Origin of the sequence: Reyranella sp., from assembly GCF_004297265.1 — a bacterium.
GTDB lineage: Bacteria > Pseudomonadota > Alphaproteobacteria > Reyranellales > Reyranellaceae > Reyranella.
Map to the genome: position 1 here is coordinate 93,442 of NZ_SCUT01000059.1, position 22,298 is coordinate 115,739.

At 66.5% G+C, this 22,298-nt stretch carries 22 protein-coding genes and 1 tRNA gene; 18 read left to right on the plus strand and 5 right to left on the minus strand.

Translation table 11 applies throughout. The features are described 5' to 3' along the window. Positions 1–70: 70 nt before the first annotated feature. The 7 genes from EPO41_RS26860 to EPO41_RS26890 all read left to right on the plus strand — a co-directional run bounded on the left by EPO41_RS26860 (position 71) and on the right by EPO41_RS26890 (position 6,597). Complete coding sequence (locus EPO41_RS26860) at positions 71–835, plus strand: sulfite exporter TauE/SafE family protein (RefSeq protein WP_296332089.1); 765 nt, start codon at positions 71–73, stop codon at positions 833–835. A 36-nt stretch (positions 836–871) separates the two neighbouring features. Further along, a complete protein-coding gene (locus EPO41_RS26865) occupies positions 872–1,162 on the plus strand; it encodes a hypothetical protein (RefSeq protein ID WP_296332092.1) in 291 nt (96 codons plus the stop codon). A gap of 112 nt (positions 1,163–1,274) precedes the next feature. Beyond that, positions 1,275–2,804, plus strand: a complete 1,530-nt coding sequence (locus tag EPO41_RS26870; RefSeq protein ID WP_296332095.1) for an ABC transporter substrate-binding protein — start codon at positions 1,275–1,277, stop codon at positions 2,802–2,804. Between the two features lie 32 nt (positions 2,805–2,836). Next, positions 2,837–3,790: an ABC transporter permease gene (locus EPO41_RS26875; protein ID WP_296332097.1), complete on the plus strand. Its 954-nt coding sequence runs from the start codon at positions 2,837–2,839 to the stop codon at positions 3,788–3,790. Continuing rightward, a complete protein-coding gene (locus tag EPO41_RS26880) occupies positions 3,771–4,634 on the plus strand; it encodes an ABC transporter permease (protein ID WP_296332098.1) in 864 nt (287 codons plus the stop codon). The genes EPO41_RS26875 and EPO41_RS26880 overlap by 20 nt, the downstream gene beginning before the upstream one ends. Further along, the gene (locus EPO41_RS26885) at positions 4,631–5,641 is read left to right on the plus strand and encodes an ABC transporter ATP-binding protein (RefSeq protein ID WP_296332100.1); all 1,011 of its coding nucleotides are present in this window, start codon (positions 4,631–4,633) and stop codon (positions 5,639–5,641) included. Before EPO41_RS26880 ends, EPO41_RS26885 begins: the two co-directional genes overlap by 4 nt. Then, entirely contained in the window at positions 5,638–6,597 is a 960-nt protein-coding gene (locus EPO41_RS26890) for an oligopeptide/dipeptide ABC transporter ATP-binding protein (protein WP_296332102.1), read from the plus strand. The genes EPO41_RS26885 and EPO41_RS26890 overlap by 4 nt, the downstream gene beginning before the upstream one ends. 45 nt (positions 6,598–6,642) lie before the next feature. On the opposite strand, the gene EPO41_RS26895 is transcribed toward EPO41_RS26890, so the two are convergent. Beyond that, positions 6,643–6,719: transfer RNA gene (locus EPO41_RS26895), tRNA-Pro, on the minus strand. Positions 6,720–6,837: 118 nt separating this feature from the next. On the opposite strand from EPO41_RS26895, the gene EPO41_RS26900 reads away from it, so the two are divergent. After that, positions 6,838–7,662, plus strand: a complete 825-nt coding sequence (locus tag EPO41_RS26900) for an aspartate dehydrogenase (protein WP_296332103.1) — start codon at positions 6,838–6,840, stop codon at positions 7,660–7,662. Between the two features lie 3 nt (positions 7,663–7,665). On the opposite strand, the gene EPO41_RS26905 is transcribed toward EPO41_RS26900, so the two are convergent. Beyond that, positions 7,666–8,256: a Spy/CpxP family protein refolding chaperone gene (locus EPO41_RS26905; RefSeq protein ID WP_296332105.1), complete on the minus strand. Its 591-nt coding sequence runs from the start codon at positions 8,254–8,256 to the stop codon at positions 7,666–7,668. Positions 8,257–8,333: 77 nt separating this feature from the next. Beyond that, entirely contained in the window at positions 8,334–9,872 is a 1,539-nt protein-coding gene (gene glpD, locus EPO41_RS26910; RefSeq protein WP_296332107.1) for a glycerol-3-phosphate dehydrogenase, read from the minus strand. Between the two features lie 52 nt (positions 9,873–9,924). Between glpD and EPO41_RS26915 the strand changes: the two genes are divergently transcribed. The 6 genes from EPO41_RS26915 to EPO41_RS26940 all read left to right on the plus strand — a co-directional run bounded on the left by EPO41_RS26915 (position 9,925) and on the right by EPO41_RS26940 (position 17,306). Beyond that, complete coding sequence (locus EPO41_RS26915) at positions 9,925–10,206, plus strand: hypothetical protein (protein ID WP_296332109.1); 282 nt, start codon at positions 9,925–9,927, stop codon at positions 10,204–10,206. A gap of 114 nt (positions 10,207–10,320) precedes the next feature. Next, positions 10,321–11,220 (plus strand): glycine--tRNA ligase subunit alpha, encoded by a 900-nt coding sequence (locus EPO41_RS26920; protein WP_296332111.1) that lies wholly within the window; start codon positions 10,321–10,323, stop codon positions 11,218–11,220. 2 nt (positions 11,221–11,222) lie between these two features. Next, positions 11,223–13,274 (plus strand): glycine--tRNA ligase subunit beta, encoded by a 2,052-nt coding sequence (gene glyS / locus EPO41_RS26925; RefSeq protein WP_296332112.1) that lies wholly within the window; start codon positions 11,223–11,225, stop codon positions 13,272–13,274. A 2-nt stretch (positions 13,275–13,276) separates the two neighbouring features. Beyond that, complete coding sequence (gene ppdK / locus EPO41_RS26930) at positions 13,277–15,952, plus strand: pyruvate, phosphate dikinase (protein ID WP_296332114.1); 2,676 nt, start codon at positions 13,277–13,279, stop codon at positions 15,950–15,952. Next, positions 15,949–16,884, plus strand: a complete 936-nt coding sequence (locus tag EPO41_RS26935) for an ATP/GTP-binding protein (protein ID WP_296332116.1) — start codon at positions 15,949–15,951, stop codon at positions 16,882–16,884. The genes ppdK and EPO41_RS26935 overlap by 4 nt, the downstream gene beginning before the upstream one ends. Next, positions 16,881–17,306, plus strand: coding sequence for an HIT family protein (locus EPO41_RS26940; protein WP_296332117.1), 426 nt, complete (start codon positions 16,881–16,883; stop codon positions 17,304–17,306). The genes EPO41_RS26935 and EPO41_RS26940 overlap by 4 nt, the downstream gene beginning before the upstream one ends. Here the strand turns inward: EPO41_RS26940 and EPO41_RS26945 are convergent. After that, positions 17,303–18,262 carry a LysR family transcriptional regulator gene (locus EPO41_RS26945; protein WP_296332119.1) on the minus strand — a complete coding sequence of 320 codons (960 nt, stop codon included), beginning with the start codon at positions 18,260–18,262 and terminating at the stop codon, positions 17,303–17,305. The genes EPO41_RS26940 and EPO41_RS26945 overlap by 4 nt on opposite strands. Positions 18,263–18,494: 232 nt before the next feature. Between EPO41_RS26945 and EPO41_RS26950 the strand changes: the two genes are divergently transcribed. From EPO41_RS26950 to EPO41_RS26965, 4 genes are all read left to right on the plus strand, one after another. Continuing rightward, positions 18,495–19,790 (plus strand): hypothetical protein, encoded by a 1,296-nt coding sequence (locus EPO41_RS26950; protein WP_296332121.1) that lies wholly within the window; start codon positions 18,495–18,497, stop codon positions 19,788–19,790. Position 19,791: 1 nt separating this feature from the next. Continuing rightward, a complete protein-coding gene (locus EPO41_RS26955) occupies positions 19,792–20,409 on the plus strand; it encodes a GNAT family N-acetyltransferase (protein WP_296332122.1) in 618 nt (205 codons plus the stop codon). 14 nt (positions 20,410–20,423) lie between these two features. Then, complete coding sequence (locus tag EPO41_RS26960; RefSeq protein ID WP_296332124.1) at positions 20,424–20,987, plus strand: GNAT family N-acetyltransferase; 564 nt, start codon at positions 20,424–20,426, stop codon at positions 20,985–20,987. A gap of 156 nt (positions 20,988–21,143) precedes the next feature. Further along, entirely contained in the window at positions 21,144–21,395 is a 252-nt protein-coding gene (locus tag EPO41_RS26965; protein WP_296332126.1) for a hypothetical protein, read from the plus strand. A 13-nt stretch (positions 21,396–21,408) separates the two neighbouring features. On the opposite strand, the gene EPO41_RS26970 is transcribed toward EPO41_RS26965, so the two are convergent. Beyond that, complete coding sequence (locus EPO41_RS26970; RefSeq protein ID WP_296332129.1) at positions 21,409–22,296, minus strand: ABC transporter permease; 888 nt, start codon at positions 22,294–22,296, stop codon at positions 21,409–21,411. Between the last annotated feature and the right edge of the window lie 2 nt (positions 22,297–22,298).

Genomic DNA, 22,298 nt, shown 5'->3' on the forward strand with positions numbered 1-22,298 from the left:
CTGATCCGCCGCCTTCGGGCCGCGGATCAGTGTCGTCGAACGTCTTCAATCCGATCGAGTCCGTCGCCTCATGCTCCCCTACATCCAATCCCTGTTCGCCGAGACCGGCCTGTGGACCGCGCTCGGCGTCACGCTGGTCGCGGGGCTGATGCGCGGGTTCGCGGGCTTCGGCTCGGCCATGCTGATGGCGCCGATCTTCGCGATCCTGTTCGGATCGGCCGAGATGGTGGTGACGGTGGTCGCCATCGAGCTGGTCGTCTCCTTGCAGCTCTTCCCGCAGGTGCGGCGGCATGCCGACTGGAAGGTGCTGATGCCGATGAGCATCGCGGCGTGTCTCGCTATGCCGGCGGGCGTCTGGCTGCTGGCCAGCGTCGACAAGGGCACGATCGTGACCTCGGTATCGGCCGTGATCGTGGCCTTCGTGCTCCTGATGTGGACGGGCTGGAAATACACCGGCCGGCGCTCGACCGTGGCGACGGTGATCGTGGGCGCCATCTCGGGCGCGATGATGGCGACGACCAGCGTCGGTGGCCCGCCGGTGCTGCTCTACCTCCTGTCAGGCAACGATCCGCCGCAGGTCAACCGCGCCAACATCGTCACCTACTACTTCCTGACGCAGTTCCTGCTGATCGTGATCGTGCTGGCCACCGGCGTTGCCGGTGCCGACGCGCTGGTGCGCGCCGTCGTGCTGTTCCCGGTCATGGTGCTGGGAGCCTGGGCCGGCGGGCGGCTGTTCCACGGTCTTGCCAGCGAGCGGCTCTACCGCAACGTCGCGCTCGCAATCCTCTTCCTGACCGGCCTGTTCGGCCTTCTGAGGAACTGGCTGGTGACCTGAGAGACGGTGTAGGATGCGCCATCCATGGAGATTTGCATGCGTATCATCGCCGCCGGATTTGCCGCTCTCGTCCTGACCCTGGGTTTTTCGTCCGCCTCGCGTGCCGACGAACTCATGGCCGAATGCATGGTCACGGCCTCCGAAAAGATGTGTCAGTGCATCATCGCGCGCATCCCGGCCGACCAGCGCGCGAACGCGATCCTCGGCCTGCGCAAGTCGAACCAGTCGGTGAGCGTGAGCGGCAATCTGCTCAACCCGTCGAATCTCTCGCCGCAGGAAATGCAGGGCCTGAACGCGGTCGTCGCGGCCCAAGCCTACTGCATGTAGCCTGCGGAACTTCAGGAACGCCGCAATCCTCTAGGCTTGCGGCAACCATCGCGTTATCTTCCCGCCCATAGAGTTGATGCCGGTCAACGGCGCGATCCATGGGAGGGCCTGAATGGCACTGTTTTCACGCAGATTCGGTCTGGCGGCGGCGCTCGCCGCGGCTTTCGCAGTTCCGGCCTTCGCCCAGGCGCCTGCACCCGTTCGCGGCGGCGCACTGACGATCGGGGTCGAAAGTGACTTTGAAGGCTTCGATCCGATCCGGGCGGGCGTCTACTCGAATTCGACCGTGACCGCGGCCTCGCTCTTCTACGAGACGCTGATGCGGCTCGACGACAAGGGCAACCTCATACCGGCGCTCGCATTGTCAATGACGCCCAATGAGGATGGCAGCGTCTGGACGGCCAAGATCCGTCCGAACGTGAAATGGCACGACGGCACGCCGTTCACCGCCCAGGCCGTGGCCGACCATTTCAACCGGCTGCTCGATCCGGCCAACCGCTTCGCTGGGCGCGCCTATCTCGCCATCGAGAAGGTCGAGGCGCCGGACGATCTGACGGCGGTCTTCAGGATGCGCGGCCCCAACGCGGCCCTGCCCCGGACCTTGGCGCAGCCGACCGTCACGACGCTGATCATCCCGGTGAAGATCGCCCAGGAGAAGGGTGCCGATTACAACCGCAATCCCGTCGGCACTGGTCCGTTCGTCTTCAAGGAATGGCGCGCCGCCGACCGGCTGGTCGCGGAGCGCAACCCCAACTACTGGGACAAGGACAAGCCCTACCTCGACCGCGTGACGGTACGACCGCTGCCGGATTCCGACGCCCGTTACGCCAGCCTGGTGAAGGGCGACGTCCAGGTGATCTGGGAGGATCGCGCGGAGAACATCGTCAAGGCGAAGAAGGACAAGAACCTGCGCGTGCTGCAATGGGTGGGCAGCGGCGCGCTGGTCATTCCGCTCAACACCCAGCGGGAGCCGCTGAACGACAAGCGCGTGCGCCAGGCCGTCTCGATGGCGCTGAACCGCAAGGCCAACGCCGCCGTCCTGACCCAGGGTCTTCGTCCCGTCTACGACGATCCCTACGGCCCGAGCTCGGGGATCGAGTGCAAGGATACCGGCGCGCTGAAGTACGATCCGGCCGCCGCGCGCAAGCTGATTGCGGACTACGGCAAGCCGGTGAAGCTCACCATGACGGTCACGGCGTCGCCGCGCGGCCGCGAGGGCGCCCAGGTCTTCCAGGCCGACATGAAGAAGGCCGGCATCGACGTCGAGATCAAGCCGGTCGACCAGACGCAGCTCGTGAAGGAGGCGCTGACACGCGACTTCCAGGTCACCGGCTGGCGCATCATCGACCTCGCCGACGTCGATCCGCAGATGTTCGCCAACTTCCATTCCAAGAGCCCGATCAACTTTTCCGGCTACAACAACGCCGAGGTCGATCGCCTGCTCCTGGTCGGCCGCACCAGCCTCGACGAGAACAAGCGCAAGGCGGCGTACTGCGACCTCATCAAGATCCTGAACGACGACGCGGTCTGGCTGTGGTCCGGCAGCAACATCGACTTCGCGATCACCCGCGCCAATGTGCACGGGATTCCGGCCCTGCGCGGCGGCGCGGTGCAGGTCGAGGGCGCGTGGCTGACGAAATAGGGGCGGTGCTGAGAGTAGCGTAGGCGTTCCCGATGCCATGGCTGGTACGCCAGTTGGTGCGGTTGGTGGTCGTGCTGTTCTGCGTCACCCTGCTGACCTACACGATCGTCAACATCCTGCCGGGTGACGTGGCGATCGTGATCCTGGGGAACCTGGCGACGCCCCAGGACATTGCCGGCCTGCGCGCCGACCTCGGCCTCGACCGGCCGATGCTGGTTCGATACTTCGACTGGCTCGGTTCGGCGCTGTCGGGCGACCTCGGCCGCTCCTACCGCAGTGGCGAGCCGGTGGTGCAGGCGATCCTCGACCGCCTGCCGGTGTCGCTGCAGCTCATGGTGATGGCCCAGCTCATCGCGCTCGGCATCGCGATCCCGGTGGCGCTGCTCTCGGTGCGGCGCCCCGGCGGCCTGTTCGATCGCATCTCCGCCTCGGCTGCCTTCGGATTTCTCGCGATGCCCAACTTCATGCTGGGCATTGTCCTGATCTATCTCTTCTCCGTGACCTTCGACCTCCTGCCGGCGACCGGCTTCACGCCGATGTCCGAAGGACTGTGGGACAATCTCGAATCGATGATCCTGCCGTCGCTGACCCTGGGCCTGATCGAGTGGACAGTGCTGATGCGCGTGCTGCGCTCGGACCTGCTGACCACGCTCAAGGAGGACTTCATCCTGCTGGCGCGGGCCAAGGGCCTGCCGCAGTGGCGTGTCCTGCTGCAGCACGCGCTGCGGCCCTCGTCGTTCACCCTGATCACCATCCTCGGCCTCAACATCGGAGGGCTGATCGGCGGCGCGGTGATCGTGGAGCAGATCTTCGCGCTGCCGGGCGTCGGCCGTCTGCTGCTGGGCGGCATCTTCAACCGCGACCTGATCCTCGTGCAGGGCACCGTGGCCTTCATCGCGGTCGGCTTCGTGGTCATCAACTTCCTGGTCGACATGCTCTATGCCGTGCTCGACCCGAGGGTGCGTCATGTCCGCTTCCGCAGCTAAGGTCGCCGCCATCGCCGCGACGGGGCCGCGCCGCCGCTGGCGCTGGGCGCTCGCCCTGCCGCTGGGCTGGCTGCTGCTCGTGGTCTTCCTGGCGATCACCGCCGACTGGATCGGGCTGCCCGATCCGTCGGCGCAGGAACTGATCCTGCGCCGCAAGCCGCCCTCGGCCGAGTTCCTGCTGGGCACCGACAATCTCGGCCGCGACATGCTCTCGCGCGTGATCTACGGCGCGCGCACCTCGCTGATCGTCGGCATCTGCGCACCGTTCCTCGGCTTTTTGGTGGGCGGCGCGATCGGCATGAGCGCCGGCTATTTCCGCGGCAAGGTCGACCTGCTGGCGGTCGGCTTCATCGACATCCTGCTCGCTTTCCCGTCGCTGGTGCTGGCGCTCACCTTCACCGCCTATCTCGGGCAGAGCCTGTTCAACGTCACCCTGGCGCTGGGCATCCTGTCGATACCCGCCGCAGCACGGGTGTCGCGGGCGAATACCCTGGCCTGGGCCAATCGAGACTTCGTGCTGGCCGCCCGCACCGTCGGCGCCAGCGACTGGCGCATCCTGACGCGCGAGATCCTGCCCAACCTCCTGCCGCCGATGTTCGCCTTCTGGCTGGTGGCGATCAGCGTGATCATCGTGGCGGAAGGCGCGCTGTCCTTCCTGGGGCTCGGCATCCCGGCGCCGCAGCCGAGCTGGGGCGGCATGATCGCCGACGGGCGCGAGGCGCTCGACGTAGCGCCCCATACCGCGCTGATTCCGGCCGCGGTGATGTTCGCCACGGTCCTGTCGCTCAACTTCGTGGGCGACATGGTGCGCAACATGGTCGATCCGCGGAGGTCGGCGCTGTGAGCGGCCAGGCGAAGAGCCAGGCGCCGCTCCTGTCGGTGCGCAACGCCGAGGTGAGCTTCTCCACGGCGCGCGGGCCGTTGCGCGCCGTCGACGGCGTGTCGTTCGACCTGCACGAGGGGCGCACGCTCGGCATCGTGGGCGAGTCCGGATCGGGCAAGTCGGTGCTGGTGCGCTCGCTGATCGGCCTGGTCGGCGCAGGATCGGGCGCCGGCGTGGCGGGCCAGGTCCTCTTCGAGGGGCGTGATCTTCGCGGCCTCTCGCCGCGCGAGTTCCGCGGCGTCCTGGGTACCGAGATCGGTATCGTGTTCCAGGATCCGATGACCTCGCTCAATCCGGTGATGAAGATCGGCCGCCAGATCGGGGAAGGGCTGCGCCTTAACCGCGGGCTGGATTCGAAGGCCGCCGCGCGCCGCGCCGTCGAGCTGCTGAGCGAGGTCGGCATCCCCGAGCCGGAACGCCGCGCGCGGCAGTATCCGCACGAAATGTCGGGCGGTATGCGCCAGAGGGTGGCCATCGCCATCGCGATCGCCTGCGCGCCCAAGCTCCTGATCGCCGACGAGCCGACCACGGCGCTCGACGTCACCGTGCAGCGCCAGATTCTCGACCTGCTGCAGCGCGAGCAGCGTCAGCGCGGCATGGCGATGATTCTGATCACCCACGATCTCGGCGTGGCCGCCGGCCGCGCCGACGACATCATGGTCATGTATGCCGGCCGCGCCGTGGAGGCGGCCGCGACGCGCGAGATCTTCCGCTCGCCGCGCATGCCCTACACCGAGGCGCTGCTGCGTTCGCTCCCGCGCCTCACCGATCCCACGCATTCGCGGCTCAGCGCCATTCCCGGCCGGCCGCCCGATCTCGCGCGTCGCAGCGGCGGCTGTTCCTTCGCGCCGCGCTGCAGCTACCGCACGACGCAGTGTGACGAGCAGCAGCCGGTACTGACGTGGGAAGCCTCGCGCGGCTATGCCTGCTTCCATCCCCGGGGTGTTGAAGGGGGCGTTGGCGCATGAGCGATCTCCTCGCCATCCAGAACCTCGTGGTCGAGTATCCGGTCGGCGGCGGCCGTCACGTCCATGCCGTCAGCGACGTCACCTTATCGGTGAAACAGGGTGAGACCCTGGGCCTCGTCGGCGAATCCGGCTCCGGAAAATCCTCGCTGGCGCGCGCGCTGCTGCAGTTGCCGCCGCCCAAGGCGGGCGCGGTGCTGTTCGACGGCCAGGACCTCACGAAGATGCGCGGCCAGGCGCTGCGCGCCGTGCGGCCGCGCCTGCAGATGATCTTCCAGGACCCGATCGCCTCGCTCAATCCGCGCCGCAAGGTCTCCGAGATCATCGCCGAGCCGCTGATCGTGTCGGGCGTGTCCGATGCCGCCGAGCGCTCCCGCCGTGTGCGTGCCGTCATGGAGGCGGTCGGCCTCGATCCCGATCTCGTGTGGAACCGCAGGCCGCACGAATTCTCCGGCGGCCAGTGCCAGCGCATCGCCATCGCGCGTGCGCTGGTGCTCGAACCCAGCCTGATCGTGTGCGACGAGCCGGTCTCGGCGCTCGATGTTTCGATCCGGGCGCAGATCGTCAACCTGCTGGAGGACATGAAGGCGCGCTTCGGCCTGACGCTCCTGTTCATCGCCCACGATCTCGCGGTGGTGAAGTCGGTGTCGGACCGGGTCGCCGTCATGTATCTCGGCCGGCTCTGCGAGGTGGCCGATTCGGACTCGCTGTTCGCGACGCCGGCGCATCCCTATACAGCCGCACTCATGGCCGCGATTCCGGTGCCCGATCCGGACGTCCCGCTGGGAGATACGAAACTGAAGCCCGGCGACCCGCCGTCGCCGCTCGACCCGCCCTCCGGCTGCCGATTCCGCACGCGCTGCCCGCATGCCCAGCCGCGCTGCGCCTCCGACGTGCCGCCGCTGCGCGCGATCGCGCCCGGCCGCGAGGTTGCCTGCCACTTTCCGCTGGTGGCGTGAAAACGAAAACGGCGCGCATTGCTGCGCGCCGTTCGTCTCGCCGATTGGTCGGAGCGAGAGGATTCGAACCTCCGGCCCCTAGCTCCCGAAGCTAGTGCTCTACCAGGCTGAGCTACGCTCCGTCAGGTTTTACGGACTCCGGCCCGCGGCGAGGCCGGGGTTATAGCGGCCGCCCCGGTGGGTCGCAAGGGCCGAGCCTGCCCGTTATAGTCGGCGGCAAATCCAGCCAGCGGGGGACAAATGGCTAAGCAAAAGCGGCTGAAAATCGCACTGATCGGCTATGGCGCCATCAGCCAGATGCTGTTCGACGTGTTTCGCGAGAAAAAGCCGCCGATCGACATCGTGGGTGTCCTAGTGCGCAAGGGCAGGGTCGCGGCCACCCAGAAGAAGCTCGGCAAGAAGGTCGCCGTCGTCGATGACCTGAAAGCGCTGCTGAAACTCAAGCCCGACGTCGTGGTCGAGGCGGCGAGCCAGCAGGCGGTGCGCGACTGGGGCGAGACCGTTCTGAAGAAGGGCATCGACTTCATGGTGATCGCCACCGGCGCCTACGGCGACCCGGTGCTGTGGAAGAAGCATCTGAAGGCGGCGGAAAAGGCCGGCGCGCGTCTGCGGCTGCCGTCCGGCGCCATCGCCGGCCTGGACGGGTTGCTCGCCATGCGGCTGGGGACGCTGGAGCGGGTGAAATACATCTCGATCAAGCCGCCGCATGCCTGGACCGGCACGCCGGCCGAGACCGAGTTCGACCTGCCATCGATCAAGGAACCGACCGTGATCTTCCGCGGCTCGCCCGCGGATGCGGGCCGACTCTATCCGAAGAATGCCAATCTGGCGGTCACGGTGGCGCTCTGTGGCGCGGGTCTCGACAAGACGGAGATCGAGCTGGTAGCCGATCCGACCCTGCCGCCCGGCACCAATGCCAGCAAGCTGGAGGTCGTCTCCGATTCAGGCGAGCTGAAGCTCGAGCGGCTGGGGCGGGCCATGCCGGACAATCCCAAGACCGGCGTCCTCACCGCCCTCACCATGGCGGACGACCTGATGAAGATCGTCCGCCACAGCGACTGGTAGAGGTCAGCGCGGGCCGGGGCGGCCCATCGCAGGACCGCCATGATGGCCCAAGCCGCCACGCGGACGGTCGAGGATCGCCTTCTGCTCCGGCGTCAGGACGGCGACCAGCGCCGTCAGCGACGGCTTGACCGCCTCGATCGTGGCGATGCGGGCCTTCATGACGTCCTCTTCCATCGTCAGGCGCTCGAGATAAGTCGGGCGCTCCTTCATCTCGGCCGGCAGGGTCTGGCAACGCGCCATCGACTTGGCGCTGGCCTCGTCGGCCACCTTCTCGAAGGCATTCCAGGCCGTCATCTGCTCGGGCTTCAGCTCCAGCCGGGCCTTGAGGTAGGCGCGATCGCCGATGCGGCGGGCGGCCATGTCGAGGCACATCGACCTGGGCGAGAAGCTGCGCTCGACGCGAGCGGCGCCTCGCTCACCGGGGGCCCGCTCGCCCCGCGGACCTGGAGGGGGCGGCGGGGCCGGCGGAGTGGCCTGCGCGAGCTCGATCATGTCGTCTTCATCGAAGAGATCGAAGGCCGAGGCAGGGGTGGTGAAGGCAAAGCCCGCCGCCAGCACGAGGGCGGAAGGCAGGAGCAGGGAGCGAATGGACATCGGGAACCTCACCGAACAAGGGGTGGTTCCTGACGTACGGACCGAGGGCGCCGAGCGTGCCCGGACTGGAGGTAAAGTTATGTGAAGTTGGGCCTCTGCTCTTCCATCCAGACGGCGAATGCTTCGCGTTCGCCGGCCGTCATGTGCAGGCCTTCCTTGGTGCGCCGCCACAGCATGTCCTCGGCCTCGACCGCCCATTCGTCGCGCACGAGATGGCGGACCTCGACCTCATAGAGGGAGCCGCCGAAGTGCCGGCCGAGATCGGCCACGGTCTTCACATGCTCCAGCAGATCCTCGATGCCCGAGCCGTGGCGGCGGGCCAGGATGCGCACGAGTTCCTTGGGCAGGCCCGGCTTGCTGGCGGCGGCGCCGTCCACGAACCTGTCGAAGGCCTGCTCGAAGGTCGGCGCGTCCGCCATCTCGCCGTCGTAGAGCGCGCGGCTATCGGTCCAGGGGCCGCCCATGCGCGGGAAAAAGGGCTGCAGGTCCCGCAGCGCATGCTCCGCCAGCCGGCGGTAGGTCGTGATCTTGCCTCCGAACACGGAGAGGATGGGAGCCTTGTCCTGCGGCGAGCCATCGACTTCGAGATGATAGTCGCGCGTCACCTTCGAGGGGTTGTCGTCGCCGTCGTCGAACAGCGGGCGGACGCCGGAATAGGTCCAGACCACGTCTTCCGGACGCACGGGCCTGGCCATGTAGCGGCTGGCGACGTCGCACAGATAGGTGATCTCCTCGGGCGAGCAGACCGGATGCTCGCCGTCCTCGACCGCGATGTCGGTGGTGCCGATCAGTGAGAAGTCGCGTTCGTAGGGAATGACGAACACGATGCGGTTGTCGCTGTTCTGCAGGATGAAGGCGTGATCGCCCTCGTAGAGACGCGGCACGATGATATGGCTGCCCTTCACCAGGCGCACGCGCTTGGGCGTCCGGATCTCGGTCTGCTCATCGAGGAAATGCTTCACCCAGGGGCCGGCGGCGTTCACCAGCCCGCGCGCCCTGAGATGTACCGGAGCACCACCGGCACCTTCGAGTTCGATGTTCCACAGTTTGCCGTCGCTGCTGCGGCGGGCCGAGACGCAGCGGTGGCGGGCGTAGATCTTCGCACCCATCTCGCGCGCCGACTTCAGGTTGGAGATCACGAGCCGCGCATCGTCCACCCAGGCGTCCGAATAGACGAAGCCCTTCCGGAAGCTGGGCTTGAGACCGGCGCCGAATTTCGATCCCGGCAGGTCGACTGCGATCGACTTGGGCAGGGTCATGTGCCAGTCGAGATGGTCGTAGAGCCAGAGGCCGAGCCGCAGCATCCAGCGCGGCCGCAGGTGCGGTTCGTGCGGCAGCACGAAGCGTAGCGGCCACGACAGATGCGGCGCCTTGGCCAGCAGCACCTCGCGCTCCTGCAGCGCCTCGCGGACCAGGCGGAATTCGTAGGTTTCCAGGTAGCGCAGGCCGCCATGGATGAGTTTGGTCGCCTTCGATGAGGTCGCGCTGGCGAAATCATTCATCTCGCAGAGGCCGACCTTGAGCGCCCGCCCCGCCGCGTCGCAGGCGATGCCCGCGCCATTGATGCCGCCCCCGACCACGAAAAGGTCGAGCGGCCGATCCTCCGTTCCACTCATCGCCTACCTATAGCCCGCTTGACCGTGTTGTGCAGGAACCGCAAAAGGCCGCATGGGTTTCCTGCTCAAGATCCTGCTGTTCGGCGTCGCTATTTATGGTGCGTACAGGACTTTCCGGCACTGGAAGGGCCTTTTCGACCGTTTCACGGGCAATGCGGTCCCGCCCCAGCACCCGCCGACGCCTGCGCCGCCGCCCGCTCGGCCCGAGCCGCCGCCCGCAGCACCGGTGCGCAAGCCTGTGGTGATCGAGGATACCGTCCAATGTGCCGCCTGCGGTGCCTATATTCCGACCACTGCCGAAAAGTGCGGCCAATGCGGGCATGCACGGGTGTGAGGCGATGGCGCACCGCCAGCCTTGACCGGGTAGGGGGTGGAACCTATTTTGCCGCACCGCAACAACAGCCTAAGTCGCGGAAATCAAAGGCCTTCTGAGCTTCGGGGAATAACGGTGTCGAACCCCTCAGCAGCACGCGGCAAGCCGACGTGCTTCCAGGAACTCATTCTCACCCTGCAGGATTACTGGGCGGCCCAGGGCTGCCTGATCCTCCAGCCGTTCGACATGGAGATGGGGGCCGGCACCTTCCACACAGCGACGACCTTGCGCGCGCTCGGCCCGAAACCCTGGTACGCGGCCTACGTGCAGCCGTCGCGCCGCCCCGGCGATGGTCGCTATGGCGAAAACCCGATGCGGCTGCAGCACTATTATCAGTTCCAGGCCATCCTGAAGCCGTCACCGCCCGACATCCTCGAACGCTACCTGGGCTCGCTGCAGGCGATCGGCATCGACACGACGCTGCACGATATCCGCTTCGTCGAGGACGACTGGGAGAGCCCGACGCTGGGGGCCTGGGGACTGGGCTGGGAAGTCTGGTGCGACGGCATGGAGATCACGCAGTTCACCTACTTCCAGCAGGTGGGCGGCATCGAGGTCGACCTTGTCGCCGGCGAGATCACCTACGGTCTCGAGCGGCTGGCCATGTACCTGTTCGACAAGAAGTCGGTCTATGAGCTGCCGTACAATCGCGCCGACTCGGACGTGCCGCTGACCTATGGCGACGTGTTCCTGCAGAACGAGCGGGAGCAGTCGGCCTACAATTTCGAACATGCCGACACCGGGATGCTGTTTCGCCACTTCGCCGACGCCGAGAAGGAATGCGGCCGGCTGGTCGAGAAGAGGCTTCCGTTGCCGGCTTACGAGCAGTGCATCAAGGCATCGCACGCCTTCAACCTGCTCGATGCCCGCGGCGTGATCAGCGTGGCGGAACGCCAGAGCTACATTCTGCGTGTGCGCGAACTCGCCAAGGCCTGCTGCGAAGCGTGGCTGGCGACGCAGAAGAAGGCCGCCTGAAGATGGCCGAGCTTCTTCTCGAACTCCTGTCGGAAGAGATTCCCGCGCGCATGCAGACGCGTGCGGCTGAAGACTTGAAGCGATTGATCTGTGACGGGCTGAAGGGCGCGGGCATCGGCTTCGAGAAGGCCCAGGCCTTCGCGACGCCGCGGCGTCTCGCGCTGGTGGTCGAGGGCATCCCGGCCATCCAGGATGATGTCAGCGAGGAAAGACGCGGGCCGCGCGTTGGCGCGCCCGACCAGGCCGTGCAGGGCTTCCTGAAAGGCGCCGGCCTCGCTTCGCTCGACCAGGCAGAGAAGCGCGACACCGGCAAGGGTGAGTTCTGGTTCGCCGTGATCACCAAGAAGGGTGGGCCGACGGCCGACGCGCTCGGGGCGGTGATCGATGCCGCGCTGAAGGCGTTGCCCTGGCCCAAGTCGATGAAGTGGGGCAGCAGCACAATGCACTGGGTGCGCCCGCTTCAATCCATCGTCGCGCTGTTCGACGGCAAGGTGCTGAAAGGCGAGGTTTCACCGGGCGGCCGGATGGCGCCGATCCCGTTTGGTGCCACGACTCGCGGCCATCGCTTCTTGTCCAAGGGCATGTTCGAGGTTGCGAGCTTCTCCGACTACGCGGCCAGGCTGCGTGAGGCGCATGTCATCCTGGACGCCGCCGAACGCAAGGCGATCATCCTCGAGGGGGCGGGCAAGCTCTGCACCGGGGCACAGGTCAAGCTGAACGAGGATGAAGGCCTGCTCGAAGAAGTGGCCGGCCTGACGGAATGGCCGGTGCCGATGCTGGGCGCCATCGACGCCCAGTTCATGGACGTCCCGCCGGAAGTGCTGATCGTCTCGATGAAGGTGCATCTGCGCTTCTTCACGACGTCCAAGGCCGACGGCACCCTGGCCAACCGCTTCGTCGTGGTGGCGAACAACGTCGCGCGTGACGGCGGCAAGACGATCGTCGCCGGCAACGAACGCGTGCTGCGCGGCCGTCTCGCCGACGCGAAGTTCTTCTGGGAACAGGACCGCAAGGCGACTTTGGAAAGCCGCCTGCCGCGGCTGAACCAGGTCGTGTTCCACGCCAGGCTCGGCACCCAGGCCGAGCGGGTCGCGCGCATCGTGGCGCTGGCCGGCGAGATCGCGAAATCCGTTCCCGGCGCCGATGCGGCCGCGGTCGAGCAGGCGGCGCGGCTCTGCAAGGCCGATCTCGTGACCGGCATGGTGGGTGAATTTCCCGAGCTGCAGGGCGTCATGGGCCGTTACTACGCACTGGGCGAGAAACTGCCGGTGGCCGTTGCCGACGCGATAGGCGATCACTACACGCCGGCCGGTCCCAACGACCGTTGCCCGACGGCGCCGGTGTCGATCGCCGTTGCGCTGGCCGACAAGCTCGACGCGCTGATGTCGTTCTGGTCGATCGGTGAGAAGCCCACGGGGTCGCGCGATCCCTTCGCGCTGCGCCGCGCGGCGCTCGGCGTGATCCGCATCGTGATCGAGAACAAGCTGCGCCTGCCGCTCAAGCCGTTCCTCAAGGCCGACGACCTGCTCGCCTTCTTCGCCGAGCGCCTCAAGGTGCAGATGCGCGAGAAGGGCGTGCGCCACGACGTGGTCGACTCCGTCGTCTCGCTGGGTGGCGAGGACGATCTCGTGCGCCTCCTGGCGCGGGTCGAGGCACTGCAGACCTTCCTCGGCACCGAGGCTGGCAGGAACCTGCTGACGGCCTACGGTCGCGCCGCCAATATCGTTCGCGCCGAGGAAAAGAAGGACAAGGCGCTCGCCGCCAGGATCGCGGGGGCACCCGAGGCCGCACTCCTGGAACAAGCTGAGGAGAAAGCCGTTGCTTCCGCCTTGGAAGAAGTGGCGCGCACGGTGAAGCCGGCACTCGCCGCCGAGGATTTCGCGGGGGCAATGGCTGCGTTCGCGGGGCTGCGCGGGCCGATCGACGCCCTGTTCGACAAGGTCACGGTCAACGTGACGGACAGGCCGGAGGTTCGCCTGAACAGGCTGAAGCTGCTCAACCAGATTCGTGCCACCATGGATACCGTGGCCGATTTCTCAAAGATCGAGGGCTAAGAATGGCCAAGTGGGTCTACAGTTTCGGGGATGGCAAGGCCGAGGGCCGCGCCGACATGCGCAACCTGCTGGGCGGCAAGGGCGCCAACCTGGCCGAGATGTCGAGCCTCGGCCTGCCGGTGCCGCCGGGCTTCACGATCACCACCGAAGTCTGCACCTACTTCTACGACAACAAGAAGACCTATCCGGCCGAGCTGACGGACGAGGTGGAGAAGGCGCTCGCCGAGGTCGAGAAGGTCGTCGGCACGCAGTTCGGCGATGCAGCCAATCCGCTCCTGGTATCGGTCCGGTCGGGTGCCCGCGCCTCGATGCCGGGCATGATGGATACGGTTTTGAACCTCGGCCTCAACGACAAGACGGTGCTGGGCCTCGCCAAGTCGTCGGGCGACGAGCGCTTCGCCTGGGACAGCTATCGCCGCTTCATCCAGATGTACTCCAACGTCGTGCTCGACGTTGGCCATCACTATTTCGAGGAGGCACTCGAGATCAAGAAAGAGGATCTCGGCGTTTCCATGGACACCGACCTCAAGGCCGACGACTGGCGTGCGGTCGTGGCCGAGTACAAGAAGCTGGTCGAGAAGCGCACCGGCAGGCCGTTTCCCCAGGAGCCGCGCGAGCAGCTGTGGGGCGCCGTCGGCGCGGTGTTCGAATCCTGGATGAACCAGCGGGCGATCACCTACCGACGCCTGCATTCGATTCCCGAGAGCTGGGGTACGGCTGTCAACGTCCAGGCCATGGTGTTCGGCAACATGGGCGAGGACTGCGCCACCGGCGTTGCCTTCACGCGCGATCCCTCCACTGGCACCAACCTGTTCTACGGCGAGTATCTCGTGAACGCGCAGGGTGAGGACGTGGTCGCGGGCATCCGCACGCCGCAGCACCTGACCGTTCAGGGCAAGCTCGCCCAGAAATCCGACGCGCCGGCCATGGAAGAGGTCATGCCGGAAGTGTTCAAGCAGCTCGACAGCGTGCGCCAGCGGCTCGAGCAGCACTATCGCGACATGCAGGACATCGAGTTCACGGTCCAGCGCGGCAAGCTCTACATGCTGCAGACGCGCAACGGCAAACGCACCGCCAAGGCCGCCCTCAAGATTGCCGTCGACATGGTGCACGAGGGATTGATCGACAAGCGTGAGGCCGTGGCGCGCATCGTGCCGGCCTCGCTCGACCAGCTCCTGCACCCGACACTCGATCCCAAGGCCGCCCGCAAGGTGATCGCCAAGGGCCTGCCGGCCTCGCCGGGCGCGGCTTCAGGCAAGGTCGTGTTCAGCGCCGACGACGCCGAGCAGCAGGCGCGCGCCGGCGAGAAGGTCATCCTGGTGCGGCGTGAAACCAGCCCGGAAGACATCCACGGCATGCACGCCGCGGAGGGCATCCTGACCTCGACCGGCGGCATGACCAGCCACGCCGCCGTGGTCGCGCGCGGCATGGGCAAGCCCTGCGTCGCGGGCGCTGGCGACGTGCGTATCGACGGCAAGGCCGGGACGCTCAGCGTGCGCGGCACGGTGGTGAAGGCCGGCGAGACCATCACCCTCGATGGCGGCACCGGCGAGATCATGCTGGGGGTCGTGCCGACGGTCCAGCCCGAGCTCAGCGGCGACTTCGCCCAGCTCATGGAATGGGCCGACGAGTTCCGCAAGCTCGGCATCCGCACCAACGCCGAAACCCCGACCGACGCCGCGCAGGCGCGCAAGTTCGGCGCCGAGGGCATCGGCCTCTGCCGCACCGAGCACATGTTCTTCGACGGCGACCGCATCGTGGCCGTGCGCCAGATGATCCTGGCCGACGACGAGAAGAGCCGGCGCGTGGCACTGGCCAAGATCCAACCGATGCAGCGCCAGGACTTCGTGGAACTGTTCGAGATCATGGCGGGCCTGCCGGTCACCATCCGCCTGCTCGATCCGCCGTTGCACGAGTTCCTGCCGAAGACGGCGGAGGAGATGGAAGTCGTTGCCAAGGACCTCGGGGTCGACGTGAAGGAGATCGAGGAGCGCGCCAACAAGCTGCATGAGTTCAATCCCATGCTCGGCCATCGCGGCGTGCGTCTCGGCATCTCCTATCCGGAGATTTACGAGATGCAGGCCCGCGCCATCTTCGAGGCCGTGGCGGAGGTTCAGAAAAAGGCCGGCAAGACCGTCGTGCCGGAGATCATGATCCCCCTCGTAGCAACCAAGAAGGAGCTCGACCTGATGAAGGTAGTGATCGACCAGGTCGCCGAGGAAGTGAGCACCGCGTCGGGTCAGAAACTCGAATATCTCGTCGGCACCATGATCGAACTGCCGCGCGCGGCGCTGCGCGCCGGCGATATCGCGGAGTCGGCAGAGTTCTTCTCCTTCGGCACGAACGACCTCACGCAGACGACCTTCGGCCTGAGCCGCGACGACTCGGCCTCGTTTCTCGAGAAGTACCAGCAGCGTGGCATCTTCGAGCACGATCCGTTCGCCTCCCTCGATACCGAGGGTGTGGGTGAGCTGATCGAGATCGCGACGGAGCGCGGCCGCAAGGTGCGCAACAGCCTGAAGCTCGGCATCTGCGGCGAGCATGGCGGCGATCCGGCCTCAGTCTTCTTCTGCCACAAGGCCGGCCTCGACTATGTCTCCTGTTCGCCCTACCGCGTGCCGATCGCGCGGCTGGCGGCGGCTCAGGCGGCGCTGGGCGGTCCGCTCAAGACCGAATGACGCTGGCGGCGCTCCGCACGGACGGCAAGCGAGCCCTGGCCACCGCCCTCGCCGGCCTGGAGCGCGATCCCGACGGCGAAGCCTCGCAGGCGCTGCTCGATGCGGCATGGCGCGAGCCGCGGGCGCATGTCGTGGGCGTCACCGGTCCGCCAGGTGTCGGCAAGTCCTCCCTCTGCGCCGCTCTGGTCGCGGCGTGGCGACGCTCCGGCAAGACAGTTGGCGTGATCGCCGTCGATCCCTCGTCGCGGACCAGCGGCGGCGCACTGCTCGGCGACCGGGTGCGCATCGTTCATGATGGGGCGGACGAGGGCAGCTTCGTCCGCTCCATGGCCGCCCGCGATCGCCTGGGCGGCCTGGCCGACCAGACGGTGGCCGCCATGGTCGTCATGCGCGCCCTGTTCGACCGCGTGCTGATCGAGACGGTGGGCGTTGGCCAGTCCGAGACGGACGTGGCGGGCGTCGCCGACACGGTCGTTTTCTGCGTCCAGCCGGGCTCGGGCGACTCGCTGCAGTTCATGAAGGCGGGCATCGTCGAGATCCCGCATCTGGTCGTCGTCACCAAGGCGGATGTCGGCGCACCGGCCGAACGGGCGCGCGCCGACGTGGCGGGTGCATTGTCACTCGCCACCGCCGGCGAGGCCGGGGACTGGCCAGTGAGGACCCTGGCCGTTTCCTCGCGCAACGGCGCCGGAATCGACGGGCTGGTCGCGGCACTCGAGGCACATCGGGAGCACCTGGCTGCGGATGCCAGACTGGCTGTGGCGCGCCATCGCCAGAGCGAGGGCTGGGTCGTCCAATCGCTGCGCGACCGGTTCGGCCGCGACGGCATTGCCAGACTGGGGCGACTGGGCTTGGATCCGGCCCTTACGCCCGGCACGCAGCCCTTTCAGAGGCTGCGCGAACTCAGCCTCGCCCTGGAGAGACCGCTATGAGCCATCCAACAGACGGCAGCTGCATCTTCTGCAGGATCGTCGTGGGCGAGTTGCCGTGCTTCAAGCTGCTCGAGGACGAGGCGACGATCGCCTTCATGGACATCAATCCGGTCAACTCGGGTCATGCGCTGGCGGTCGCCAAGGGCCACTGGCCGACCATCGACGTCATTCCACCCGAGGTCCTGGCCGCGGTCGCCAAGACGGCACAACGCGTGGCGAAGGCGGCGATGACCACGCTGGAACCGAGCGGGGTGAATCTTCTGCAGTCCAATGGCGTGGGCGCCGGGCAAAGCGTGCCCCATCTCCACGTTCACATCCTGCCGCGCTTCCCGGGCGACGAAGTCAGGCTGAACTGGACCTACAAGCCGGGGGACAAGGCCGAGATCGAGGCGATCTGGAAGAGGTTGACGGCTGCCCTTTAGGCGGCTGCCATCGACCTGCTGCGCGGCGTGGTGGAGAACCACTCGCGTTCGTCCTGGCGGAACTGCTCGCGTACATAGTCGATCACGGTGCGGATGCGCGCGCCCTTATTGGTCTCCTCGTGGCTGACCAGCCAGATGTCGCGGACGATCCTGAGATCGATCGGCGCAGCCACCAGGTTCGACGACTTGGCGATATAGTCGGGGAACACCGAGATGCCGTAGCCGGTCTGCACCGCCTCCATGGCGGCGTAGGAGGAGTTGGTGCGCAGGACAACCGAGGTACTGCGCTCGACCACTTCGCTCCACGGCTTCATGGCGGGCAGGCTGTGCAGCGTCGTGTGGTCGACGACATGGTGATCGCGCATGTCCTCGAGCTTCTGCGGCAGTCCGTACTGCTCGATGTAGGAGGGCGCGGCGAAGATCGACATGTTGACCTGACCCACGCGCGCGGCGACCAGCTGGTTCGACGTCGGACGGAAGAAGCGGATGGCGAGGTCAGCCTGGCGGGTGGCGAGGTCGAGCACCTGGTCGCCGGCGATCACCTGGACGATGATGTCGGGATGGGTGCGGCGCAGCACGCCGAGCCGTGGCACCAGCCAGTGGGCGGCAATGCCCTCGGTTGCGGCGATGCGAACGATTCCCGCCATCTCGCGGTCGAGGCCGGCCAGGTGCCTTTCGATTGCCGTGGCGTTCGACATCATGGACTCGGCCTGCACGAGCACGCCGCGGGCGGCCGGGGTCACTTCCATGCCGTGGCGGTGGCGGTCGAACAGCTTGGCGCCGAGACGCCGCTCCAGCGCCTGGATGCGGCGACCGACGGTCGTCTGCTTGGTGTTCAACTGGGTGGCGGCGGCGCTGAAACTTCCGGTCTTCGCAACCGCAAGGAAGAAACGGACGTCATCCCAGTCGCCGAGAATGTTCGGCACCTTGTTCTTGCGCGGAGGGATCGTGACCATGGTGACAATCGATACAATAAGAGTTGCGCTCACGCATATCTGACGCGAGCTTCATGTTCTACATCCTATACCATTATCGGTGAAATGTCGTTTTCTGTCTTATTTTAGGGGGTTAGGCGGCTTTTCGGACCGCGCCGGGACCCTTCGGCACCTCCAGTTCACGTATTCGCCAGTCGATTTTTCGGTTGTAAGTATCCGGATCGACGCTCGCAACGAGACAGGAGTGCTACCCGTGGCCGCCATCGGCTCTAACGGAAAAACAACGCCGGCCGCGGTTCGCGTCGGCAAATTCGGTCGTTACCTGCGCAGTCCGTCGACGCGCATGGCCGCCTTTGGCGGACTTTTAACATACTTGAGCTATGCGTACGCGCACAGCAGTTGGGCTAACCCCACGCTGATCTGCGTGTCAATCTTCGTCGGGGTGTTTCTGCCGAGCTACGCAAAGCTCAGTAACAAGGCCGAACTTTGGGCGAACAATCGGTTCGGCTTCGTCACGGCCGGCCGGCTCGGGCGATTCATCCCGCAGTTGGCGTTCAACCTGGTGATGTTCTGGCTGATGTTATGGGGGGGTGCGCTCAACCAGCTCGGGATGGCGTCCGTCGGCGGCATAGCCGGGGCTGCGCTCGTCACGACTTTGGCGTCGCAGGGAACGCAGTACCTCGGCGGCTACCTCGTCGCGCGAGGCGTGGGCGATGCCAATCGCAACACACTGGTCGGAATCCTGGTCAACGTCACCCTGGCGGCGCTGGGCACGGCGGGGGTGCCGGGTGCGCGCGAAGGCTTCTTTTTCCTGGGCCTTGGCCTCGGCGGATCGCTGTTTCTGATCGGCCTGCTGTCGGACCTGCGTTCCGTCGCGGCGCCCAGGGGCGGCATCGGTCTCTACTTCGGCACGTTCAATCCGTTCCACAACACCCACCTTTCGATCATTCAGGCGGCGATCGACGAACGCGGGCTCGACAAGGTCATCATCCATCCGGTGCTGGTTCCGAAGCTGCACGTGGATGCCTTCCGCAAGGGCGAACTCCGCGTCGGTCACCTGAAGGACGGCTTCCAGGTCTACGAGAAGACCGACAAGGCCGATTCCAACGTCGACTATTTCCCGACGGGAAACGTCTTCCTGCCGCCGGAAACGCGTGTGGCGCTGATCGAACTGGCGCTGGCCGAGGCCGGCATGGCCGACAAGGTCGAGGTCGCCGTTTACTCCGAGACCTACTACGCGAAAGGATTCCAGGGTGTGATCGCCGAGATCAAGCGGCGTCACCCCGGGGCACGGCTGCACACGCTCCATGGTACCGATTTCGGCGGCATGCTGGTGCGCCAGATCTGCGACGAATGCGGCTGGATCTACCCGTGGTGCATCCTGCGCCGGGACAAGATCTCGGCCACCGCGATCCGGCGCGGTGCCAAAGGCATGACGCCGCCGGTCGTCACCGATGTGCTTGCCCAGATTTCACAGAATCTTCCGATCGTTTCGGCCGGAGGCCGGCACTTCCGGAATGACAATGGCGTTTTGACTGAAGGGGACTGAGATGAACGGACAGGAAACGGCGGGCCCGAGCAACCGGCCCGAGATCACGATCAAGCTCGCATCGACTTCCGACGAGATGATGCAGTGCTTCATGTTGCGCGCCGCCGTGTTCATGGGCGAGCAGGAGTGCCCATACTGGGAGGAATATGACGGCAACGACTACACGGCCAGCCACCTGATCCTGTACGTCGACGGCGAGCCGGCCGCGTCCATCCGCGTACGCTGGTTCGCGGGCTTCGCCAAGCTGGAGCGGGCCATCATCCTGAAGCGCTACCGGTCGTACGGCCTCTTCCTGCCGTTCGTGAACTGGGCGAAGGAATTCTGCCGCAAGAAGGGCTATCCCAAGGCGTATCTGCACGGTCAGAAGCGCCTGTGGCCGATCTTCGAGAAGGACGGCTTCCGCAAGGTCGACGACAAGGTCTTCCACTTCTCCGACCACGAGTATGGCGCGTTCGCCTGCGATCTCGAGGTCGGCCCGGATGCGCCGACCGTGACGACGGACCCGATGGTGCTGAACCGTCCGGAGGACAAGCTCGACATGCCGGGCATCCTGGAAGAGTCGATGGAACGGGGAGCGTCCTGCCCGCATGCGGGATGGACCGAACGGCGCGCGAGCTGAGAGGAGCAAGGAACATGAGCACCAACACACGTTCGATCGGCGGCCAGGCTGTCACGATCAAGCTGGCCATGAAGATGGAAGACTCCCTCCAGGCCTTCGCCGTCCGCGCCGCCTGCTTCATCGGCGAGCAGGACGTCCCGTACTCCGAGGAATTCGACGGCCACGACTTCGGCGCCACCCACATCATCGCCTATCTGGGGGACGAGCCGGTGGGAGCGGTTCGCCTGCGCTGGTTCCAATCCTTCGCCATGCCGGAGCGGCTGGCGGTAATGAAGCGCTTCCGCGGAAACGACATCGGCCAGCTCCTGATCGATCGCTGCGCCAAGATCGCCGAGAGCCGCGGCTGCAGGATGCTCTACACGCAGGCCCTGCCCCAGGACATCAAGTACTGGGAACGGCATGGCTGGCGCCGTCTCGAAGCCGACGATGCCGGCAAGGGCCCCAAGCGCGTGGTGGCGATGGTTCGGCCGGTCGACCCGAGCAAGCCATTGCCCGAGGCTGAGGCGCCGGAGTCGGTGGTCCTGCGCAAGGAGCCGCAGCTCGACCCGTCGGGCCTGCCGGTCGGTGGCGACCGCTGAAGCGGGCGCTTCCCCACGAAGGTCGGAAGATCCTCGCGCCGGATTGCCCCCGCCTGGCATTTCTTTTGAGGTAGGTTGGGCAACCGGCGACCAGCCGGATGAGGGAGAGGCGTTCCACGCGTAAAGCGTCAGGGCGAATAGAACATGGCGGATGTCTTGGAGATCATCGTCGAACCGAATACCCGGCGGCGGCGCGGTCATGCGCCGCTTTCGGAGAAGAAGCGGGCGGCGGCGTTGTTTCGGGTCTGGCATAGCGTGCGGGAGATGATCGAGGAGGCCGAGCGTCTGGGCGACGGCGAACTCGTGCACTTCCTGGCGGTATCCCAGCTTCTGGTGGAGGAGCGTGTCACGACGCTGACCAGCGGCGTGCCGGCCTTCGCGCTTGCCGATACCTCGCTGCCGAACTGACGTCCGGAGAGACTTACTTGTGACGGGGGTCGAGCGCGTCGCGCAGGCCGTCGCCCAGCAGGTTGAACGACAGGACGGCGAAGAAGATCGCGAAGCCCGGCCAGAAGGCCATCCACGGCGCCTGGGCGATGAAGCGCTGCGCGGAGTTCAGCATGCTGCCCCATGACGGCGACGGCGGTTGCTGGCCGAGGCCGAGGAAGGACAGCGCGGCCTCGGCGATGATCGCGCCCGCGATGGCCAGCGAGGCCTGCACCAGCAGCGGCGGCACGATGTTGGGCAGGACGTGGCGCAGCGCGATGCGCCAATGCGGGTTGCCGACCGCGCGCGCCGCTTCGACATAGTCCTCGACCTTGGCGGCGATCGTCTGGCCGCGGGTCAGCCGGATGAACACAGGCGTGGCGGTGACGCCGATGGCAATCATCGCGTTGGTCAGGCTCGGTCCGAGGAAGGCCGCCAGGGCGATCGCCAGGATTAGGAACGGAACGGCCAGCATCGCATCGACGATGCGCGACAGTACCGCGTCGATCCAGCCGCCGGCATAGCCGGCCAGCAGGCCGAGCGGCACGCCGATGCCGAGCGCGATTCCGACCGACACGAGCCCGGCGCTGAGCGAGGCGCGGGCGCCCCAGATGATGCGGGCCAGCACGTCGCGGCCGACCTCGTCGGTGCCCAGCCAGTGCGCCCAGGAGGGTGGCTTGCGGACCTGCGTGAAGCTGGTTGCGATCGGATCGTAGGGTGAGATCAGCGGCGCGAGGATCGCGACCAGGATGAACAGGACCACGACCACCAGCCCGAACATAGCGCCTTTCCGCCGCTTGAGTCGGCGCCAGGCGCGCGCCCACGGATTCTCTTCGTGGGCCTCGGGAGCGGGGACGGGAGCTGAGACGGCGGCAGCGGTCATTG

Excerpts from the sequence above, each read along its gene's own strand:
- EPO41_RS26905 (WP_296332105.1), bottom strand. The coding sequence starts at position 8,256 with ATGTCCATTCGCTCCCTGCTCCTGCCTTCCGCCCTCGTGCTGGCGGCG.
- EPO41_RS26940 (WP_296332117.1), top strand. The coding sequence starts at position 16,881 with ATGAGCCATCCAACAGACGGCAGCTGCATCTTCTGCAGGATCGTCGTG.
- EPO41_RS26865 (WP_296332092.1), top strand. The coding sequence starts at position 872 with ATGCGTATCATCGCCGCCGGATTTGCCGCTCTCGTCCTGACCCTGGGT.
- EPO41_RS26935 (WP_296332116.1), top strand. The coding sequence starts at position 15,949 with ATGACGCTGGCGGCGCTCCGCACGGACGGCAAGCGAGCCCTGGCCACC.
- EPO41_RS26880 (WP_296332098.1), top strand. The coding sequence starts at position 3,771 with ATGTCCGCTTCCGCAGCTAAGGTCGCCGCCATCGCCGCGACGGGGCCG.
- EPO41_RS26970 (WP_296332129.1), bottom strand. The coding sequence starts at position 22,296 with ATGACCGCTGCCGCCGTCTCAGCTCCCGTCCCCGCTCCCGAGGCCCAC.
- ppdK (WP_296332114.1), top strand. The coding sequence starts at position 13,277 with ATGGCCAAGTGGGTCTACAGTTTCGGGGATGGCAAGGCCGAGGGCCGC.
- EPO41_RS26890 (WP_296332102.1), top strand. The coding sequence starts at position 5,638 with ATGAGCGATCTCCTCGCCATCCAGAACCTCGTGGTCGAGTATCCGGTC.
- EPO41_RS26870 (WP_296332095.1), top strand. The coding sequence starts at position 1,275 with ATGGCACTGTTTTCACGCAGATTCGGTCTGGCGGCGGCGCTCGCCGCG.
- glyS (WP_296332112.1), top strand. The coding sequence starts at position 11,223 with ATGGCCGAGCTTCTTCTCGAACTCCTGTCGGAAGAGATTCCCGCGCGC.
- EPO41_RS26900 (WP_296332103.1), top strand. The coding sequence starts at position 6,838 with ATGGCTAAGCAAAAGCGGCTGAAAATCGCACTGATCGGCTATGGCGCC.
- EPO41_RS26960 (WP_296332124.1), top strand. The coding sequence starts at position 20,424 with ATGAGCACCAACACACGTTCGATCGGCGGCCAGGCTGTCACGATCAAG.
- EPO41_RS26875 (WP_296332097.1), top strand. The coding sequence starts at position 2,837 with ATGCCATGGCTGGTACGCCAGTTGGTGCGGTTGGTGGTCGTGCTGTTC.
- glpD (WP_296332107.1), bottom strand. The coding sequence starts at position 9,872 with ATGAGTGGAACGGAGGATCGGCCGCTCGACCTTTTCGTGGTCGGGGGC.
- EPO41_RS26945 (WP_296332119.1), bottom strand. The coding sequence starts at position 18,262 with ATGGTCACGATCCCTCCGCGCAAGAACAAGGTGCCGAACATTCTCGGC.
- EPO41_RS26955 (WP_296332122.1), top strand. The coding sequence starts at position 19,792 with ATGAACGGACAGGAAACGGCGGGCCCGAGCAACCGGCCCGAGATCACG.
- EPO41_RS26860 (WP_296332089.1), top strand. The coding sequence starts at position 71 with ATGCTCCCCTACATCCAATCCCTGTTCGCCGAGACCGGCCTGTGGACC.
- EPO41_RS26915 (WP_296332109.1), top strand. The coding sequence starts at position 9,925 with ATGGGTTTCCTGCTCAAGATCCTGCTGTTCGGCGTCGCTATTTATGGT.